Below are 16,129 nucleotides of genomic sequence, written 5' to 3'. Positions count from 1 at the left end.
CCGACCACAGCGCCTGTTCGCCATGGCATCGTCCGAAACGCGCGATAATCCGCGGATGAACACCACCGTATCCAGCGCCGGGCAGGCGCAGCAGGACATCATCGAGGAGTTCGCCTTCTTCGGCGACTGGACCGAGCGCTACCAGTACCTGATCGACCTGGGCAAGCAACTGCCGCCCTTCCCCGAGGCACTGAAGACCGAGGCCTACCGTGTACACGGCTGCCAGTCGATGGTCTGGCTGGTGCCCGAGGGCGACGCCGCGCGCATGCATTTCCGCGCGACCAGCGATTCGGCCATCGTGTCCGGCCTGATCGCCCTGGTGCTGCGGGTGTATTCGGACCGTTCCGCACGAGAAATCGTCGAGACCGAACCGCGCTTCATCGACGCGATCGGCCTGGCCAAGCATCTCTCGCCCACCCGCTCGAATGGCCTGGCCGCGATGCTGGCCAAGCTCAAGGCCTACGCCGCCGCCTCGCTCTGAGCCCGGCGGTCATTCCTGCGGCCACGCAAAAAGCCCCGCCGATGGCGGGGCTTCCTTGCCGGCATCGAACCAAACGCGTCGCTTAGTCGCCCATCTGCTTCTGCAGATGCTCGCGGCGCTCCTGCGCGTCCAGCGAGAGGGTGGCGATGGGGCGCGCTTCGAGGCGCTCCACGCCGATCTCTTCGTCGGTCTCTTCGCAGTAACCGTAGCGGCCTTCCTCGATCCGGCGCAGGGCCTTGTCGATCTTGGAGATCAGCTTGCGGTAGCGATCGCGGGTACGCAGCTCCAGCGAGTTCTCCGTTTCGCGGGTGGCGCGCTCGGCTTCGTCGCCGACGTCACGCACCTCGTCGCGGAGGTTCTCCATGGTCTGGCGCGACTCTTCCACCAACTGCTCGCGCCATTCGCGCAGCTTGTTGCGGAAGTAGGCGAGCTGCCGCGGGTTCATGTACTCCTCGTCGTCCAGGGGCTTGTAGCCCTTGGGCAGGTCGATGGAGGTCGTGGAAGGCAGGGCGTAGCGCCCGTCTTCCTTGGTGATGCCATTGTCGAGTACGGCTGTGGAGCTATTCATCGAGGACTGCGGGGTCTTCTGCTTTTTGGAGGGGATATGGCGCGCGGTAGCGGTTGCCACCTTGGGGGGCGCCACGGCGATGGCGCTCGCCACCTTGCCCGGGGGGAGCGCGGCGACGGGCTTCGGGGCTGCTTTCGCGGCGGCCGGAGCCGGCGCGACGATCTTCTTTTCCAGCGCCGGCTTGGCGACCGGCTTGGCCACCACCGGTGCTGCCTTGGCGGGCGCGGCGGGTTTCACCGGGGCCGCCTTGGCGGCGGGCTTCGGCGGCGGCGCTGCCTTCTTGGCGGCGGCCGGCTTCGCGGGCGGCGCGACTTTCTTCGGCACCGACTTGGCAGTCGCCTGCTTCGCGGCAACGGACTTCACAGGAGCGGACTTCACAGGAACTGCCTTCACAGGAGCTGGCTTCACGGGTGCCTTCTTCGCGGCCGGCTTGGGCACCGGCTTCTTGGCCGGGACCGCTTTCTTGGCGACCGCGGTCTTTACGGGTGCCTGCTTGGCCGCGGGCTTCTTGGCCGGCGCCGCCTTCTTGGCGGGCGCTGGCTTGGGGGCGGGCTTCTTGACCGTCGTCTTCACGGCCTTGGCCGCCTTGGCGGCGACTTTCGACTTGCTGGGCTTGACCTCTTTGGCCTTCGCCGCAGGCTTTCCCTTCTGCGACTTGGCAGCCGTCGAACTATGCGTCGTTTTCGCCATTTCCCTTCACCATTTTGGCCTTGGCGGCCGGGTGTTATAGCCCATGTGACCTACCCCGGCAACCATGCATCTGGAATACTTCACGCCTGCTCTGCCAACCTCACAGCCAGCTGTTTCGGCAGCGTAAAACCCTCGTGACACGACTCTTACTTCTACTGCTTGGCCTGTACAAGCGCCTGTTGAGCCCCTTGCTGGGTCCGCGCTGCCGGTTCCATCCGAGCTGCTCGGATTATGCACGGATCGCCGTGGCGCGCTTCGGTCCGCTGCGCGGCAGCCTGCTGGCCGGCTGGCGCCTGCTGCGCTGCCAGCCGCTGTGCGACGGTGGCATGGATCCGGTACCCGAGCAATTCTCTTTCCGCCGCTGCCGCAACCACGAGGAACCTCATGTCCACTGACTGGCTGATCAAGAACGCCGAACTGGTCAACGAAGGCCGCCGCTTCCATGCCGACCTGCGGGTCAAGGGCGGACGCATCGAGACGATCGCCGGCGACCTGGATGCCCGCCCCGGCGAACAGGTGATCGACGCCGCCGGCCTGTGGCTGCTGCCCGGCATGATCGACGACCAGGTGCACTTCCGCGAACCGGGCCTCACCCACAAGGCCGACATCGCCCACGAATCGAGCGCCTGCGCCGCCGGCGGCATCACCAGCTACATGGAGATGCCCAACACCAGGCCGCCGGCGCTGGACCGCGACACACTCGAAGCCAAGTACGCGCGCGCCGCGGAGACCTCGGCGGTCAACTACGCCTTCTACATGGGCGCCAGCAACGACAACCTCGAGGCGATCCGCTCGCTCGACCCGCTGGCCGCGCCCGGCGTGAAGGTGTTCATGGGCGCCTCCACCGGCAACATGCTGGTGGACGACCCGGACGTGCTCGACGGCATCTTCCGCGAGGCGCCCACGCCGATCATCACGCATTGCGAAGACACCCCGATGATCGACGCGCTGCACGCCAAGGCGCGCGAGAAGTACGGCGACGCCATCCCCGCCCGGGAGCATCCGCTGATCCGCTCGCGCGAGGCCTGCATCAAGTCGACCCGCCTGGCCATCTCGCTGGCGCAGAAACACGGCACCAGGCTGCATGTGCTGCACATCTCCACCGCCGACGAGCTGGCGCTGTTTCAGCCCGGTCCGATCAAGGGCAAGAAGATCACCGCCGAGACCTGCGTGCACTTCCTGCATTTCGACGATCGCGACTACGAGCGGCTCGGCTTCCTGATCAAGTGCAACCCGGCGATCAAGGCCGCGGCCGACCGCGAGGCGATCACCCGCGCGCTGGCCGAGGGCCGCCTCGACGTGCTGGCCACCGATCATGCCCCGCACCTGCTGGAGGAGAAGGAGCAGCTCTACGACAAGGCGCCGTCCGGCCTGCCGCTGGTGCAGTTCGCGCTGCAGGCGGCACTGCAGCGGGTGTTCGAAGGCAAGTTGTCGCTGGAGCGCGTGGTCGAGGCCGTGACGCATGCGCCGGCGCAGCTGTTCGACGTGAAGGAGCGCGGCTACCTGCGCGAGGGCTACGCGGCCGACCTGACCCTGGTCGATCCGAACAAGCCGCATACCGTGCGCCGCGACGAAGTGCTGTCCAAGTGCGGCTGGTCGCCGTTCGAGGGCTATACCTTCAACAGCTCGATCGTCGGCACCTTCGTCAACGGCCGGCGCGTGTGGGACGGCCAGCGGGTCGATCCCTCGGTGCGCGGCCAGCGCCTGGCGTTCGACCGCTGAGGCCATGACCGTCCGATGAAAAAAAGGCGCCGGAAGGCGCCTTTTTTCGTTTCGCGCGAAGCAACGCTCAAGCGCGCGCCGCGCCACCCAGGCCGCCGGCCACGCCCTTGCTGGCATAGGCCACGGCGTCGTGCGGATGCAGGCTTTCCTGGTGCTCCACGCGGATATGGAAATCGGCCAGGTTCGCATCGGCGTCCAGCGCCTTCTGGATGCGGCGCGCCGCGTCCTCGCAGAACATCAGGTTACTGCCGTTGGCCAGCGCGAAGGCCTGCTCGTCCTCGCGCTTGACCGCGGTCTGCACCGGCGTGCCCAGCGCCTGCTCCACCCGGTCGATCAGCTTGATCAGATGGAACGCCCCGCCCGCGGCGACGCGCACGCGCAGGCGCGCCACGCTGCGCTGCGCATGCGGCGTGGCGACGATGCCGCGCTCCGAACCGAGCCAGGCCAGCACGGCGGCATGCTCCAGCGGATGCGATACGTCGAAGTCCCGGGCGAACTGGTCCTGGATCAACTGCCGCGACAACGCGGCCGAAGCCGGACAGGTGCTCGAGTACACCACTTCGGTGCCGTACTCGAGCAGGAAATCCTCGCCTACCATGCTCGCCTCGATGCACACCGGATAGGCGCGCCAGCCGCTGTTGCCGCTGCGCAGGGCCGGACGGCGCACCAGTTGCTCGAAGCGGATGCTCAGGCAGGCGCGGTCGGACAGGTCCTTGTGCGATTCGAGGAAGGCATGCAGCAGGTCGCGCAGCGCACCCGCGGTCAGCTGTCCGGCGCTGAGCGCGTGTTCGACCAGCAGGTAGAGGCGCGACATATGGATGCCGCGCTTGTCCGGCCGATGCAGATTGACGAAGGCGCCGACCCGCGCGCTGGCCCGCTGCGGCTCGCCGTCGCCGGCATCGAAGCGCACCGGCACCTCGATGCCGTCCATGCCGACCCAGTCCAGCGCGCCGGCCAGGTGCGGCTGGGCGTGATGGGCCACGTCGGGAAGCAGGCGGGCGGTTTGTTCCTGGGTATACATGAGGAAACCCTTCAGACGGGCGCAGCACCAGCGTGCCCGGACCTGTCTATCTTGGGACAGCGCGCGCCGGCCGCAATAGTCGCGGTGCGGAAAGCGGCACGCTCAGCCGGCCTGGCGCTGCCACTGGCGCGCGGCGCGCCAGGCCTGCCAGGCGGTGCCGAAGCCGCTGCGCGAAAGCCCCGTGCGCAGCGTGGCGAGCGGATCGGTGGCCCTGGCGGCGCGGCGGGCCAGTGCGCGGCCCGTATCCGATTCCAATGCGCGGAACACGCTCAGCGGCCCGGGCAACTGCGCGCCATCGCGCCAGGCGGCAGCCAGCTCGCCGAGCTGGGCGCGCAGCGCCTGCTCGCGCGCGGGGGTGTCCTTGCGCAGGTCGGTGCGGCTGAGGCCGTAACGCGCCATGCGCGCCATCGGCAGCGGCAGGCGGTCGCGGTCCGCATCCTCTTCCACGCGCAGCAGGGCAAACAACAGGTGCGACAGCGTGGCCACGCGCGCCGCCTTGTCGCTGGATGCGGCCTCGCCGTACCACCACGCGGTTTCCAGCGCGGCCAGCGCGCCGTGCAGTTGACCGCCGGCGGCGAGCTGCGCCTCGAAATCGGCGGCGGTGCCTTCTTCCAGCTGCGCCATGCCGGCCAGCACCGGCGCCAGCCAGCGTTCGGCCGGCACGCGCTGCGCGCGCTCGTCGTCGAACAGCACCTGGGTCAACGGATGGCGGCCGCCGCTGGCGGCGGCGCCGGAGAGTTCCTCGGCCCACCAGTTGAGCTTGACCGCGGCGACCTGCGGCTCGCGGATGCCATAGGCGGCGGAGAGCAGTTCCTGTTCCAACGCGGCCAGCGCGATGTGGCCCGGATAGCGCGCACCGTCCACGAAAGCCAGCGCAATGCGCTGGCGCGGCTGCACCGCCAGCCACTTGTCGACGTAGCTTTGCAGCGGACCGCTGGGTTCGGCAGCCGTCATGCCGTGACCGCGCCGCGCTGGAGCAGCGCGGTGAGCGCGGACGGCTCGTCCAGCACCAGGTCGGCGTTCCACGCATGCGGATCGCCGCCGTCCAGATAGCCCCAGGCCGCAGCCACCGTGTACGAGCCGGCGGCGGCGCCGGCCAGCACATCGCGGCGGTCGTCGCCGACGAACAGGCAGCGCGCCGGGTCCAGGCCGGCGCGCTCGCAGGCCAGCAGCACCGGGGCGGGATCCGGCTTCTTCACCGGCAGCGTGTCGCCCGACACCACCGCGCTGGCGCGCTGGTCCCAGCCGATTTGGCGCACGATCCCATCGGTGAGGAAACCCGGCTTGTTGGTGACGATGCCCCAGCGCAGGCCCTGCGCCTCGATCAGCGCGAGCAGCGGTTCCACACCATCGAAAGCGCGCGTCTGGCGCGACATCACGTCCTGGTAGAGCTCCAGGTAGCGCGGCACCAGCGCGAGCACGCCGGCTTCGTCATGCCCCGGGAAGCCGCAGCGGATGAGTGCGCGCGAACCGCGCGACACCACCTCGCGCACCGGCTCGAAGGCCGGCGCGGCTACGCCCTGTTCCTGGCACAGCGCCACCAGGGCGTCGTAGAGGTCGGGGGCGCTGTCGAGCAGGGTGCCGTCCAGGTCGAACAGCACGCCTTGCAGATCGTTGGGGAAGGATTTCATGCAGGTTTGCGCGCGCACAGCACGTAGTTGACCGAAGTGATGCGGCCCAGCCAGGCCTTGCGGTTCACCGGGTTGTAGCCCAGGCCGGTGACATCTTCCAGTTCCAGGCCGGTGTGGCGCAGCAGGCGGCCCAGCTCGGACGGCTTGAGGAACTTGCCGTAGTGGTGCGTGCCGCGCGGCAGCATGCGCAGCAGGTATTCGGCGCCCAGGATGGCCGCGCCGAACGCGGCCGGCGTGCGATTGATGGTCGATATGAAGACCAGGCCGCCGGGCCGCACCATGTTGGCGAGGTCGGCGACCAGCGCGGCCGGATCCGGCACGTGCTCGATCAGCTCCATGCAGCACACCGCGTCGAACGAGCCCGGCTCGGCCGCCGCCAGCGCGGCGGAGGACTGCACGCGATAGTCCACCTGCAGCTTGGACTCATGCAGATGCAGCTTCGCCACCTCGATCACTTTCTCGCCCAGGTCGATGCCGGTGACCTCGGCGCCGGAGCGCGCCAGCGCTTCGCTCAGCAGGCCGCCGCCGCAGCCGACGTCGGCCACGCGGGCGCCGCGCAGGTCGATGCGCGCGGCGACGTAGCCCAGGCGCACCGGGTTCAGGTCGTGCAAGGGACGCGATTCGCCGTCGGGATCCCACCAGCGGGCGGCGAGCTTGCCGAAGCGGGCGATTTCGTCGGGGCTGACGTTGGGCGAGGCTTGCATGAGGGATACCTCTGGGGGACTTACCTGGGGGCGGGGCTTGCTCGGGGAGGCCGTAGCTTAACGCGCGTGCCACTCGTGAACGGTGAAATCCCACCCGCCGCTGATATAGGCCGGATCCGCATGGACCGTAGCCATGGCCCGCTCCAGGTTCTCGGCAAACAGCAGGTAGGCGCCGCCGCTGCCGTCGGCGAAGCCGCCGGACAGTTCCAGCCGGCCGCCGGCGCGCAGGCCTTCCAGGAAGTCCCGGTGCGGCTGCACCGCCGCCGGGTCGAAGCCGGCATTGCGCATGACCAGCACCAGATAGCGCTGCAGGGATGACGCCTCAGCCATGGGCGTCGATCGCCGCGATGCGGTCGCGCCAGGCATGGGTGCGGGCGCGGATGCCGTCCACGTCCATGTCGACCAGGATGCGGTCGGCCAGCTTGCGCCGGCCGGCGATCCACACGTCGGTCACCTGGTGCCGGCCGGTGGCGTAGACCAGCTGCGAGGCGACGTGGAACAGCGGCTGGGTTTCCAGGTCCGACAGCCGCACCGCGGCCAGGTCGGCCTGCTTGCCGCGCTCGATCGAGCCGATCTTCCCTTCCAGCCCCATCGCCCTGGCGCCGTTGAGCGTGGCCGCGCGCAGCGCATAGGCCGCATCGAACGCGGCGGCGTCGTTGGACACCGCCTTGGCCAGCATGGCCGCGGTGCGCATCTCGCCGAACATGTCCAGGTCGTTGTTGGAGGCGCAGCCGTCGGTGCCGATCGCCACGTTGACGCCGGCCAGGCGCAGCTTCTCGGCCGGGCAGAAGCCGGAGGCGAGCTTGAGGTTGGATTCCGGGCAATGCACCACCGACACGCCGGTCTCGGCGCAGGCGGCGATCTCGCCGTCGGTCAGCTGGGTCATGTGCACGGCGATCAGGCGGTCGTTGACCAGGCCCAGCTGCTGCAGGCGCTGGAACGGGCGCAGGCCGCTCTTGCGCTTTTCTTCCTCCACCTCGTGCGCGGTCTCGTGCGTGTGCAGATGGACCGGGATGTCGAGCTGGTCGGCCAGCACGCGGATGCGCTCGAAGCTCTGGTCGGACACCGTGTATGGCGCATGCGGCGCAAACGCCGTGGCGATCAGCGCGTCGCCGCGGAAGCTGTCGTGCACTTCGGTCGCGCGCTCGAAGTATTCGTCCTGGCTCTTGGCCCAGGCGGTGGGAAACTCGATCACCGGCAGGCCCACCGTGGCGCGGAAGCCGAGGCGGCGATAGGTGGCGCCGATCACGTCGGGGAAGAAATAGTTTTCGTTGGCGCAGGTGGTACCGCCGCGCAGCATCTCGGCCACCGCCAGCTCCACGCCGTCGCGCACGAATTCCGGTCCGATCACCTGGCCCTCGACCGGCCAGATGTGCTGCTGCAGCCACACCATCAGCGGCAGGTCGTCGGCCAGCCCGCGCAGCAGGGTCATCGGGTTGTGCGTATGCGTGTTGACCAGGCCGGGGATCAGCGCGTGCTCGCCCAGCTCGATGCGCTCGCGCGGTGCGTAGGCGGCGCGCGCCTCGGCGATCGGCAGCAGCGCGACGATGACGCCCTGGTCCACCGCCACCGCGTGGTTTTCCAGCACCACGGCATGCGGCTCGACGGGGACGACCCAGCGCGCTTCGATCAGAAGGTCAATGACAGTGCTGCCGGGACTCATGCGTTACCTCGCCGGTTCGATTCCAGAGAACAGCTATAAAAAAACGGCACGGCGTCCGTGAGGCTGCCGTGCCGTTCGATGTCGCCGCGGCGATTATTTACCGACGCGGCTGACGTATTCGCCCGTGCGGGTGTCGACCTTGATCACTTCGTCGGTGGTGACGAACAGCGGCACGCGCACCACGGCGCCGGTTTCCAGCGTGGCCGGCTTGCCGCCGCCGCCGGAGGTGTCGCCGCGCAGGCCCGGGTCGGTCTCGGTGATCTTCAGCTCGACGAAGTTCGGCGGCTGCACCACGATGATCTCGCCGTTGAACAGGGTCACCACGCACTCCTCCTCGCCCTTCAGCCACTTGGCGGCGTCGCCGACGCCCACCTTGCCAGCCTGGTGCTGCTCGAAGCTCTCCTGCTGCATGAAGTGCCAGTACTCGCCGTCGGAGTACAGGTACTGCATGTCGGTGTCGACCACGTCGGCGACCTCGAAGCTGTCGCTGGACTTCATGGTCTGCTCGGTGGTGCGGCCGTTCTTCAGGTTGCGGATGAAGATGCGGGTGAAGGCCTGGCCCTTGCCGGGCTTGATGAAGTCCGCGTCGGTGATGACCCACGGGTCGTTGTTGTGAAGGATCTTCATACCCTTCTTGACGTCGTTGAGACCGACGGTGGCCATGCGCTCGTGCTCCAGAGGTGACACCGCCCGGGGGCGGCTACAATAGGGGATCGTCCGGGCCCTCAGGCCCGATCAAGGCCCGACATGATAACCGCAAGCCCCGCCGCCCGCCTATTGCCGCCCGCTGCCGACTGGCGCGAGCTGTGGCGCGCGTCGATCACCGACGCCGGCGAACTGCTGCGGACCGTGCAGCTGGGGCACCTGGCCGGACGCCTGCCGCCGGGCGATGCCGGCTTCGCCCTGCGTGTCCCGCGCGGCTTCGCGGCGCGCATGCGGCCGGGCGATCCCGACGACCCGCTGCTGCTGCAGGTGCTGCCCCAGCTGGCCGAGCTGGAACAAGCGCCCGGCTACGTCGCCGATCCGGTCGGCGACCTGGCCGCGCGCGAGGCCCAGGGCCTGCTGCACAAGTACGAGGGCCGCGCCCTGCTGATCGCCAGCGGCAGTTGCGCGGTCAACTGTCGCTATTGCTTCCGCCGCCATTTCCCCTACGGCGAGGAGATGGCCGCGGCCGGGCAATGGCGCAAGGCGCTGGACCACCTGCGCCAGGACGCCTCGATCGCCGAGCTGATCCTCTCCGGCGGCGATCCGCTGTCGCTGGCCACGCCCAAGCTGGAAGAACTGAGCCGCGGCCTGGCCGCGCTGCCCCAGGTCACGCGCCTGCGCATCCACACCCGCCTGCCGGTGGTGCTGCCCGAGCGCATCGACGCGGCCTTCCTGGCCTGGTTCGCCGCGCTGCCGCTGCAGAAGGTGGTGGTGCTGCACGCCAACCACGCCAACGAGTTCGACGCCGCCGTCGACGACGCCTGCCGGCGCCTGCGCGAGGCCGGCGCCACCCTGCTCAACCAGTCGGTGCTGCTCAAGAACATCAACGACGATGCCGATACGCTCAGCGAGCTCTCGGAGCGCCTGTTCGCCGCCGGCGTGCTGCCCTACTACCTGCACCAGCTGGACCGCGTGCAGGGCTCGGCGCATTTCGAAGTGGACGACGCGCGGGCCCGGGCCCTGGTCGAGGCGATCCGCGGCCGGCTGCCGGGGTACCTGGTGCCGAAGCTGGTGCGCGAGATGGAAGGGGACGCTTCCAAGCGCCCTGTCTGAAATGAGTGCGCGCCGCGTCACCTCTAGGACTTTTTCGCTGGCGGTTGTCACGCGAATCCGTTAAAACCAAGCGCTGCCGGCTGGCGCCATGCCGGTCAGTCCCATCGACAGCTCGGGCGCCCATGGACAGCACGACGTGCCAATGAAGACAGACTCGGTCATCAAGATTCTTTTCATCGAGAAATCGGTCGAAGACGCGGAACAGATCGTCAGCCTCCTGCGCAACAACGGCATTGCCGTCCGCCCCGCGCGCGCCACCAATGCCGAGCAGGTGCAGGCCGCGCTGGACGACCTGGGGCCGGACGTGGTGCTCTACGATCCCGCGGTCGGCACCGTCACGCTGCCGGACCTGCTGCACCAGCTGGACGCCAACGGGCGCGATCTGTCGGTGATCGCGGTGGTGCCGCAGGTGGACAACACCATCGTGTCGGATTTCTTCATCAACGGCGTGCGCGCCATCGCACTGCGCCCGCAGCCCAAGCAGCTGCTGGCGGTGGTGCAGCGCGAGTTCGAGGCGCTCAACACGCGCCGCCAGCTGCGCCGCCTGGAGACCGCGCTGCGCGAATCCGAGCGCCGCTGCGATGCGCTGCTGGATTCCTCCACCGACGCCATCGCCTATGTGCATGAAGGCATGCACGTGCGCGCCAACCAGGCCTACCTCGACACCTTCGGCTACGCCGAATTCGACGACCTGCTCGGCCTGCCCGTGCTGGACATGATCGGTTCGACCCAGGCCGAGGATTTCAAGGCCACGCTCAAGAGCCTGTCGCGCGGCGAGAAGCCCTCCGGTCCGATGGAGCTGCAGGCGCGCCGCGCCGATGCCAGCACCTTCAAGGCCATGGTCGAATTCGCCCACGCCACCTTCGAGGGCGAGCCCTGCGTCCAGATCGTGTTCCGCCGGCAGCAGGTCGATCCGTCGGTGCTCGAGCAGCTGCAACGCGACCCGGTCACCGGCCTGTTCAACCGCGCGCGCATGCTCGAATGCATCGACCAGGCCGTGGCTGCCGCCACCGAAGGCACCAAGGGCCAGTCGCTGCTGCTGATCGAGCCGGACAACTGGCAGGCGATCGTTTCGGGTATCGGCCTGGGCAAGGCGGACGAGCTGCTGGCCGCCTTCGCCGCCCGCATCAACGCCCTGCTCGGCCTGGAGGACACCGCCGGCCTGCTGGCCGAGCACACGGTCGGTGTGATCCTGCATTCGCGCAACGACGACGGCATCAAGGAATGGATCGCCGGCCTGCAGCAGGCGGTGGCCAACGAGATCTTCGACGTCGGCTCGCGCTCGCTCACCGTCACCACCAGCATCGGCGGCAGCCTGCTGGGCGAGAAGAACGCCAATACCGAACTGCTGCTGGAGCAGGCCGGGCAGTCGCTGCGCAATGCGCAGAGCCTGGGCGGCAACCGCTACGACCTGCACGACCCGGCGGCACGCGAGAAAGCCGACGCCGAGCGCGAGCGCTACTGGCTGGGCCAGCTGAAGCAGGCGCTGAGCCAGGACGAGTTCGTGCTGTACCACCAGCACATCATCAGCCTGCAGGACGCCGAGGGCGAGTTCTCGGAAATCCTGCTGCGCCTCAACGGTCCGCAGGGCGAGGTGCTGCCCGGCTTCTTCATGCCGATCGCCGAGAAATACAACCTCACGCCCGCGATCGACCGCTGGGTGGTGAATCAGGCGATCCAGGCGCTGAGCTCGCGCGAGCGGCTGGCCTCGCCGACCACTTTCTTCGTCAAGCTCACCGCCGGCTCGCTGCACGACGAGCAGCTGATTCCCTGGCTGACGGCGCGGCTGAAGCAGGCCAACCTCAAGCACGGCAAGATCGTGCTGGAAATGACCGAGAGCAAGGTGGTCACCTCGCTGCGCCCCGCCCAGGTGTTCGTGCGGGCCTGGCGCCAGCTGGGCGGGCAGTTCGCGCTGGAACAGTTCGGCTCGGGCCTCAACTCGTTCCAGCTGCTCACGCATATCGACGCGGACTATCTGAAGATCGACCGCAGCTACATGTCCAGCCTGCCGCAGCAGCCGGACAGCCAGAAGAAAGTGGCCGAGCTGTGCCGCCAGGCGCGCGAGATCAAGCGGCTGACCATCGCCGAATGGGTGGAGGATGCCGCCAGCACCTCGCTGCTGTTCGCCTGCGGCGTGGACTTCGTGCAGGGCAACTTCCTGCAGGAGCCGCAGCGGCTGGCGATCACCCCGTAAGCCACGACATACCGGGCACCGCCGGCCATGCCGGCGGCGCGCAATAAAAAACCCCGCGGACGCCAGGCATCCGCGGGGTTTTCATATGCAGAACCGGAGCCGGAATTACTCGGCGGCGGCAGCGCCGGCCTTCGCCTTGGCGGCGGCGGCGACGTCTTCCTTGATGCGGGCGGCCTTGCCTTCCAGGCCACGCAGGTAATAGAGCTTGGCGCCACGCACCTTGCCCTTGCGCTTCACCTGCACCGACTCGATGGCCGCGCTGTGCGACTGGAACACGCGCTCCACGCCGGTGCCGTGCGAGATCTTGCGCACGGTGAAGGCGGAGTTCAGGCCGCGGCTGCGCTTGGCGATGACCACGCCCTCGAAGGCCTGCACGCGCTCGCGATTGCCTTCCTTCACCTTGACGTTGACGACCACGGTGTCACCAGGGCCGAACTCCGGCAGCTGGCGGGTGATCTGCTCGGCTTCGAACTGTTCGATGATCTTGTTCATGGCAACACCTATCTGATTTCAATGGCTGCGGTTACTGCTCGGCCGCATCGTTAGCTAGCCGCTCGCGCTCGGATTGAGCGTATTCACGGCGGAATTCTTCCAACAGCGCGCGGGATTCCTTATCCAGCGCGCGTTGCACCAAAAGGTCCGGACGTCGCAGCCAGGTCCGTCCCAGGGCCTGCTTCAGGCGCCAGCGGCGGATCGCCGCGTGGTCGCCGGACAACAGCACCTCCGGCACGTCACCCAGTGCGTGGCGCACCGGCTTCGCGTAGTGCGGGCAATCCAGCAATCCGTCCGAGAACGAATCCTGCTGCGCCGACTGCGCGTCGTTGAGCGCCCCTTCCTGCAAGCGGCCGACGGCATCGATGATCACCGCCGCGCCCAGCTCGCCGCCTGACAGCACATAGTCGCCGATCGAGAGTTCTTCGTCGACCTCGTGCGCAAGCAGGCGCTCGTCCACACCTTCGTAACGTCCACAGAGCAGGCCGATGCGCGGCAGCTTCGCCAGCGCTTCCACCCTGCCCTGCGTCAGCCGCGCACCTTGCGGGCTGAGGTAAATCACGTGCACCGGTTCTGCCGCGGCCTCGCGCATGGCCTTGAGGGCCGCACGCAGGGGATCGATCAGCATCACCATCCCGGGTCCGCCGCCGCAGGTGCGGCCGTCCACGGTGCGATAGTTGTCGGTGGCGTAGTCGCGCGGATTCCAGGTTTCCACCTGGAGCAGCTCGCGCTGCTGAGCGCGCCCGACGACACCGACGGCGGCGCACTGGCGCACGAAGTCGGGAAACAGCGTGACGACGTCGAAGCGCATGACCCTCAAACTCCAGCTGCGGCGGAACCGCCGTCAGAATTCAGGATCCCAGTCCACCACCATGCGTCCGCCGGACAGGTCCACCGAACGCACGTAAGAACCCTGGACGAAGGGAATCAGCCGCTCGCGCTCGCCGTCCCTCACCACCACGACATCGTTGGCTCCGGTGGCGAACAGGTGACTGACCCGCCCCAGGACTACGTTTTCCGTGGTGACGACCTCGATGCCCTCGAGATCGACCCAGTAGTACTCGTCCTTGCCGGGAGGCGGCAGCTGTTCGCGAGGGACGTAGATGTCCTGCCCGATCAGTGCTGTCGCCGTGTCGCGGTCGTCGATGCCGGGAAAATAGGCCACCAGGCCCTTGCCCTGCGGACGCCCCTTGACCCCGTGCAGTTCCTTTACCTCACCCGGCGCCGTGATGAGCAGCCAGGGCTGGTAGCGGAAAATCTGGGTGCGGGGCTCGGTCCAGGATTCGATCTTGAGCCAGCCCTGCACTCCGTACAGCCCGACGATGCGTCCTACCAGGACGCGCCGGCCGGCTGCGGTCATACTCAGGCAGCCTGCTGCTTGCCGGCTTCCTTCACCAGGGAGGCGACCTTGTCGCTCAGCTGGGCGCCCTTGGACACCCATTCCTGGATGCGCACGACGTTCAGCTCAAGGCGCTTGTCCTTGCCCGAGGCGACCGGGTTGTAGAAACCCACGTTCTCGATGTTGCGGCCGTCGCGCGCGCTGCGCGAGTCCGTGACGATGACGTGGTAGAACGGACGGCCCTTGGCGCCGCCGCGCGAAAGACGAATCTTGACCATAAATAAAAAGCTCCAGAGGCGCCGGCCGCACCGGCAGCACGCCCGAGCACGGGCGCGGTAAACGCGGCATTTTAGGGAAGGAACGAAAAAAAGGGAATAGGGAGCAGCAAAAGCGGGCGAAAAAACAGCCCGTTACCCCGCTCCCCGGCGATTTCCTGGGTTCTCAGCGCATGGGCGGCAAGCCGCCGCCCATGCCGCCCATGCCCTTCATGGCGCCGCGCATCTGGCGCAGCAGGCCCTTCGAGCCGCCCTTGGAGAGCTTGGACATCATCTTCTCCATCTGCATGTACTGCTTGAGCAGGCGGTTGACATCGGCCGGCTGGGTGCCGGAACCGCGCGCCACGCGGGCGCGGCGCGAGCCGTTCAGCAGGTCGGGATGGCGACGCTCTTTCTTGGTCATCGAGTTGATGATGGCCACCATGCGCTTGATCTCGCCGTCGTTGACCTTGGACTTCACGTTGTCCGGCAGATTGGACACGCCGGGCAGCTTGTCCATCAGGCCGGCCAGGCCGCCCATGTTGGACATCTGCTCGAGCTGGTCGCGCATGTCGTTGAGATCGAAGCGCTTGCCCTTGATGACCTTCTCGGCGAGCTTCTGCGCCTTCTCCTGGTCGACCTTGCGCTCGACCTCCTCGACCAGCGACAGCACGTCGCCCATGCCGAGGATGCGCTGCGCCACGCGGTCCGGATGGAACGGCTCGAGCGCGTCGGTCTTCTCGCCGGCGCCGAGGAACTTGATCGGGCGGCCGGTGACGTAGCGCACCGACAGCGCGGCGCCGCCACGGGCGTCGCCGTCGGTCTTGGTCAGCACCACGCCGGTGAGCGGCAGCGCCTCGGCGAAGGCCTTGGCGGTGTTGGCCGCGTCCTGGCCGGTCATGGAATCGACCACGAACAGGGTTTCGACCGGGGTGATCGCGGCATGCAGCGCCTTGATCTCGGCCATCATCGCCTGGTCCACGTGCAGGCGGCCGGCGGTGTCGACCAGCAGCACGTCGACCACTTCGCGGCGCGCGGCGGCGATGGCGTTCCTGGCGATGTCGACCGGGTCCTGGCCCGACTCCGAGGGGAAGAACTTCACCCCGACCTGCTCGGCCAGCGTGCGCAGCTGCTCGATGGCGGCCGGACGGTAGACGTCGCAGCTGACCACCATCACTTTCTTTTTCTTGCGCTCGGTGAGGAAGCGCGCCAGCTTGGCCACGGTGGTGGTCTTGCCCGCGCCCTGCAGGCCGGCCATCAGCACCACCGCCGGCGGCTGCTGCGCCAGGTTCAGTTCGGTGTTGGCGGTGCCCATCACCGCGGTCAGCTCGTCGCTGACCACTTTGACCAGGGCCTGGCCGGGGCTGAGGCTCTTGAGCACTTCCTGCCCGACCGCGCGCACCTTCACGCGCTCGATCAGCGCCTGCACCACCGGCAGGGCCACGTCGGCCTCCAGCAGGGCGATGCGCACTTCGCGCAGCGCCTCGCGGATGTTCTCCTCGGTCAGGCGGCCGCGGCCGCGCAGGCGGTTGACGGTGGCGGAGAGGCGTTGGCTGAGCGACTCGAACATGGCGGAGTACGGCAAAGGGAAAGTGGGCAAGTATAGCGGAGT

18 protein-coding genes are annotated in these 16,129 nt (G+C 68.2%); 5 read left to right on the top strand and 13 right to left on the bottom strand.

Features of this window, described 5'->3' with window-relative positions:
- The first annotated feature begins 55 nt into the window (after positions 1-55).
- A complete protein-coding gene (locus BM172_RS08425; RefSeq protein WP_026635269.1) occupies positions 56-481 on the top strand; it encodes a SufE family protein in 426 nt (141 codons plus the stop codon).
- A gap of 82 nt (positions 482-563) precedes the next feature.
- Here the strand turns inward: BM172_RS08425 and dksA are convergent, their stop codons facing one another.
- A complete protein-coding gene (dksA, locus tag BM172_RS22490) occupies positions 564-1,739 on the bottom strand; it encodes an RNA polymerase-binding protein DksA (protein ID WP_177218802.1) in 1,176 nt (391 codons plus the stop codon).
- Between the two features lie 134 nt (positions 1,740-1,873).
- Between dksA and yidD the strand changes: the two genes are divergently transcribed.
- Both yidD and BM172_RS08405 read left to right on the top strand, forming a co-directional pair.
- Positions 1,874-2,134, top strand: a complete 261-nt coding sequence (gene yidD / locus BM172_RS08410) for a membrane protein insertion efficiency factor YidD (RefSeq protein WP_026635267.1) — start codon at positions 1,874-1,876, stop codon at positions 2,132-2,134.
- Positions 2,124-3,461, top strand: a complete 1,338-nt coding sequence (locus tag BM172_RS08405) for a dihydroorotase (protein WP_026635266.1) — start codon at positions 2,124-2,126, stop codon at positions 3,459-3,461. The genes yidD and BM172_RS08405 overlap by 11 nt, the downstream gene beginning before the upstream one ends.
- Positions 3,462-3,528: 67 nt before the next feature.
- On the opposite strand, the gene folE2 is transcribed toward BM172_RS08405, so the two are convergent.
- The 7 genes from folE2 to efp all read right to left on the bottom strand — a co-directional run bounded on the left by folE2 (position 3,529) and on the right by efp (position 9,143).
- Entirely contained in the window at positions 3,529-4,482 is a 954-nt protein-coding gene (gene folE2 / locus BM172_RS08400) for a GTP cyclohydrolase FolE2 (protein ID WP_026635265.1), read from the bottom strand.
- A 102-nt stretch (positions 4,483-4,584) separates the two neighbouring features.
- Positions 4,585-5,436 carry a squalene/phytoene synthase family protein gene (locus tag BM172_RS08395; RefSeq protein WP_026635264.1) on the bottom strand — a complete coding sequence of 284 codons (852 nt, stop codon included), beginning with the start codon at positions 5,434-5,436 and terminating at the stop codon, positions 4,585-4,587.
- Complete coding sequence (locus BM172_RS08390; protein ID WP_026635263.1) at positions 5,433-6,113, bottom strand: HAD-IA family hydrolase; 681 nt, start codon at positions 6,111-6,113, stop codon at positions 5,433-5,435. The genes BM172_RS08395 and BM172_RS08390 overlap by 4 nt, the downstream gene beginning before the upstream one ends.
- The gene (ubiG, locus tag BM172_RS08385) at positions 6,110-6,817 is read right to left on the bottom strand and encodes a bifunctional 2-polyprenyl-6-hydroxyphenol methylase/3-demethylubiquinol 3-O-methyltransferase UbiG (RefSeq protein WP_026635262.1); all 708 of its coding nucleotides are present in this window, start codon (positions 6,815-6,817) and stop codon (positions 6,110-6,112) included. Before ubiG ends, BM172_RS08390 begins: the two co-directional genes overlap by 4 nt.
- A gap of 57 nt (positions 6,818-6,874) precedes the next feature.
- Complete coding sequence (locus BM172_RS08380) at positions 6,875-7,147, bottom strand: YciI family protein (RefSeq protein ID WP_231504195.1); 273 nt, start codon at positions 7,145-7,147, stop codon at positions 6,875-6,877.
- The gene (locus BM172_RS08375) at positions 7,140-8,480 is read right to left on the bottom strand and encodes a TRZ/ATZ family hydrolase (protein ID WP_026635260.1); all 1,341 of its coding nucleotides are present in this window, start codon (positions 8,478-8,480) and stop codon (positions 7,140-7,142) included. Before BM172_RS08375 ends, BM172_RS08380 begins: the two co-directional genes overlap by 8 nt.
- A 93-nt stretch (positions 8,481-8,573) precedes the next feature.
- Entirely contained in the window at positions 8,574-9,143 is a 570-nt protein-coding gene (efp, locus tag BM172_RS08370) for an elongation factor P (protein WP_026635259.1), read from the bottom strand.
- 84 nt (positions 9,144-9,227) lie between these two features.
- Here efp and epmB point away from each other — a divergent pair, with 84 nt between their 5' ends.
- Both epmB and BM172_RS08360 read left to right on the top strand, forming a co-directional pair.
- Positions 9,228-10,238: an EF-P beta-lysylation protein EpmB gene (epmB, locus tag BM172_RS08365; RefSeq protein ID WP_026635258.1), complete on the top strand. Its 1,011-nt coding sequence runs from the start codon at positions 9,228-9,230 to the stop codon at positions 10,236-10,238.
- A 142-nt stretch (positions 10,239-10,380) separates the two neighbouring features.
- On the top strand, positions 10,381-12,432 hold the full coding sequence (locus tag BM172_RS08360; RefSeq protein ID WP_026635257.1) for an EAL domain-containing response regulator: 2,052 nt from the start codon (positions 10,381-10,383) through the stop codon (positions 12,430-12,432).
- A gap of 105 nt (positions 12,433-12,537) precedes the next feature.
- Here BM172_RS08360 and rplS read toward each other — a convergent pair whose 3' ends face one another.
- From rplS to ffh, 5 genes are all read right to left on the bottom strand, one after another.
- The gene (gene rplS / locus BM172_RS08355) at positions 12,538-12,924 is read right to left on the bottom strand and encodes a 50S ribosomal protein L19 (RefSeq protein ID WP_026635256.1); all 387 of its coding nucleotides are present in this window, start codon (positions 12,922-12,924) and stop codon (positions 12,538-12,540) included.
- A 31-nt stretch (positions 12,925-12,955) separates the two neighbouring features.
- Positions 12,956-13,735, bottom strand: a complete 780-nt coding sequence (gene trmD, locus BM172_RS08350; protein ID WP_026635255.1) for a tRNA (guanosine(37)-N1)-methyltransferase TrmD — start codon at positions 13,733-13,735, stop codon at positions 12,956-12,958.
- 33 nt (positions 13,736-13,768) lie between these two features.
- The gene (gene rimM, locus BM172_RS08345; protein WP_026635254.1) at positions 13,769-14,284 is read right to left on the bottom strand and encodes a ribosome maturation factor RimM; all 516 of its coding nucleotides are present in this window, start codon (positions 14,282-14,284) and stop codon (positions 13,769-13,771) included.
- Between the two features lie 2 nt (positions 14,285-14,286).
- Complete coding sequence (gene rpsP / locus BM172_RS08340; protein WP_026635253.1) at positions 14,287-14,541, bottom strand: 30S ribosomal protein S16; 255 nt, start codon at positions 14,539-14,541, stop codon at positions 14,287-14,289.
- A gap of 163 nt (positions 14,542-14,704) precedes the next feature.
- A complete protein-coding gene (gene ffh, locus BM172_RS08335; RefSeq protein ID WP_026635252.1) occupies positions 14,705-16,087 on the bottom strand; it encodes a signal recognition particle protein in 1,383 nt (460 codons plus the stop codon).
- Positions 16,088-16,129: the final 42 nt, after the last annotated feature.

It is taken from the genome of Dyella marensis (genome assembly GCF_900112865.1).
In the GTDB taxonomy this organism is placed as follows: Bacteria; Pseudomonadota; Gammaproteobacteria; order Xanthomonadales; family Rhodanobacteraceae; genus Dyella_D; species Dyella_D marensis_A.
Note: the sequence above shows the minus strand (reverse complement) of the source record. Positions and strands in the feature narration are given on the sequence as shown.

Excerpts from the sequence above, each read along its gene's own strand:
- BM172_RS08425 (WP_026635269.1), top strand. The coding sequence starts at position 56 with ATGAACACCACCGTATCCAGCGCCGGGCAGGCGCAGCAGGACATCATC.
- dksA (WP_177218802.1), bottom strand. The coding sequence starts at position 1,739 with ATGGCGAAAACGACGCATAGTTCGACGGCTGCCAAGTCGCAGAAGGGA.
- BM172_RS08405 (WP_026635266.1), top strand. The coding sequence starts at position 2,124 with ATGTCCACTGACTGGCTGATCAAGAACGCCGAACTGGTCAACGAAGGC.
- folE2 (WP_026635265.1), bottom strand. The coding sequence starts at position 4,482 with ATGTATACCCAGGAACAAACCGCCCGCCTGCTTCCCGACGTGGCCCAT.
- BM172_RS08395 (WP_026635264.1), bottom strand. The coding sequence starts at position 5,436 with ATGACGGCTGCCGAACCCAGCGGTCCGCTGCAAAGCTACGTCGACAAG.
- BM172_RS08390 (WP_026635263.1), bottom strand. The coding sequence starts at position 6,113 with ATGAAATCCTTCCCCAACGATCTGCAAGGCGTGCTGTTCGACCTGGAC.
- ubiG (WP_026635262.1), bottom strand. The coding sequence starts at position 6,817 with ATGCAAGCCTCGCCCAACGTCAGCCCCGACGAAATCGCCCGCTTCGGC.
- BM172_RS08380 (WP_231504195.1), bottom strand. The coding sequence starts at position 7,147 with ATGGCTGAGGCGTCATCCCTGCAGCGCTATCTGGTGCTGGTCATGCGC.
- BM172_RS08375 (WP_026635260.1), bottom strand. The coding sequence starts at position 8,480 with ATGAGTCCCGGCAGCACTGTCATTGACCTTCTGATCGAAGCGCGCTGG.
- efp (WP_026635259.1), bottom strand. The coding sequence starts at position 9,143 with ATGGCCACCGTCGGTCTCAACGACGTCAAGAAGGGTATGAAGATCCTT.
- epmB (WP_026635258.1), top strand. The coding sequence starts at position 9,228 with ATGATAACCGCAAGCCCCGCCGCCCGCCTATTGCCGCCCGCTGCCGAC.
- BM172_RS08360 (WP_026635257.1), top strand. The coding sequence starts at position 10,381 with ATGAAGACAGACTCGGTCATCAAGATTCTTTTCATCGAGAAATCGGTC.
- rplS (WP_026635256.1), bottom strand. The coding sequence starts at position 12,924 with ATGAACAAGATCATCGAACAGTTCGAAGCCGAGCAGATCACCCGCCAG.
- trmD (WP_026635255.1), bottom strand. The coding sequence starts at position 13,735 with ATGCGCTTCGACGTCGTCACGCTGTTTCCCGACTTCGTGCGCCAGTGC.
- rimM (WP_026635254.1), bottom strand. The coding sequence starts at position 14,284 with ATGACCGCAGCCGGCCGGCGCGTCCTGGTAGGACGCATCGTCGGGCTG.
- rpsP (WP_026635253.1), bottom strand. The coding sequence starts at position 14,541 with ATGGTCAAGATTCGTCTTTCGCGCGGCGGCGCCAAGGGCCGTCCGTTC.
- ffh (WP_026635252.1), bottom strand. The coding sequence starts at position 16,087 with ATGTTCGAGTCGCTCAGCCAACGCCTCTCCGCCACCGTCAACCGCCTG.